Origin of the sequence: Rhodococcus phenolicus, assembly GCF_001646785.1 — a bacterium.
Lineage (GTDB): Bacteria > Actinomycetota > Actinomycetes > Mycobacteriales > Mycobacteriaceae > Rhodococcus > Rhodococcus phenolicus.
This window is the reverse complement of sequence record NZ_LRRH01000163.1, coordinates 1-1,184: the sequence shown is the minus strand read 5'-3', so window position 1 is coordinate 1,184 and position 1,184 is coordinate 1. Positions and strand designations below refer to the sequence as shown.

The following is a 1,184-nucleotide window of genomic DNA, read 5'->3' as shown; positions in this document are numbered from 1 at the left end:
TTACAGATGTTTCGGTAATTGAGTGAGTGGGGATCATAAGGAAAGTCCGGTGTGGTCGAGGAAACCGAGGCACAGGTCGTAGCTCGAGCCGATCCGGGCCAGCCCGGTCTCGGTCGCGGTGCGGACCTCGTCGAGGGTATCGGGACACAGGTTGGCCAGTTCGGTGGATTTCATGTTCCCCCAGACCTGTTCGATCGGGTTGAGTTCGGGCGCATACGCCGGGAGGCGTTCGACGTGGAGCCAGTCACGTTGGGTGGCCAGCCAGGCAGTCATCGCCCGGGACCGGTGGGCCATGAGCCCGTCCCAGAGCACGATGAGCTTCTCACCGGCGAAGTGGGCGCGGAGTTCGGTGAGAAACTCGATGAGCCTGTCGGTGTTGTAGGCGCCGTCGGTCATGGAAAACACGAACGCGCTTTCGCTGCGGTCGGGGCGATAGGCCAGCACCCCGGCCATGGACATGCGCTTCCACGAGAAACGGTGACGGAGTACGGGTGTGACACCTTTCGGCGCCCAGGTCGCGCGGACCACCGGGAGCAGCGATACGCCACTTTCGTCCTGGAAGCAGATCCATGCACCTCGGCGCCGCGCTATTTTTTTATCCGCGGCCACTCGTTCTCGCGCCAGGCCACGATGGCATCCTCGTCGCGTTCGACCGCCCGCCGCGTCGGCCGCTGCCGGCTCCAACCCAGCCGGGTCCGCAGGATCGTCCAGGTCTGGGTGGGACCGTAAGTCACGCCGGTGAGCCGCTCGATCACGATCGCGACCCGGTCCAGGGTCCACACCCCGGTGGCGAAGCCGTGAGCCTGGGGTCCTTTGAGCAGTTCTTCTCGGATCACCTCGACCTGGGTGTCGTCGAGACGCGGCCTGCGACCCGCCCGACCTGCACCTTCGAGCGCTTCACTTCCGCCTTCGGTCCACTGCCGAAACCAGCGGGACGCAGTCTGCTGGGACACCTCCAGCTCGACCGCGACATCGATCTGCCGCCGCCCCGCAGCGAACATCTCCGCCGCCCGCATCCGCCGCTCACGCAACGCCCCCAGATCACGGCGGGTACCGCGCTGCTTGACTTTCCGGGGGTCGGGTTCCTCGCCGGAACCGGTCTTCTTCCCTGCCATTCGTCAATGATCAAGCAGCACGGCGCGAATCACGTGCAACGACACGCCCTATTACCGAAACATCTTTAG

General features: G+C 64.9%; 2 protein-coding genes. Both read right to left on the bottom strand.

Annotation, left to right across the window (positions count from 1 at the left end):
* Window positions 1-33: 33 nt before the first annotated feature.
* A complete protein-coding gene (locus A8G15_RS28370; RefSeq protein WP_197481974.1) occupies window positions 34-609 on the bottom strand; it encodes an IS630 family transposase in 576 nt (191 codons plus the stop codon).
* Entirely contained in the window at window positions 588-1,115 is a 528-nt protein-coding gene (locus A8G15_RS28365; protein WP_064257835.1) for a winged helix-turn-helix domain-containing protein, read from the bottom strand. The genes A8G15_RS28370 and A8G15_RS28365 overlap by 22 nt, the downstream gene beginning before the upstream one ends.
* Window positions 1,116-1,184: the final 69 nt, after the last annotated feature.

Excerpts from the sequence above, each read along its gene's own strand:
- A8G15_RS28365 (WP_064257835.1), bottom strand. The coding sequence starts at position 1,115 with ATGGCAGGGAAGAAGACCGGTTCCGGCGAGGAACCCGACCCCCGGAAA.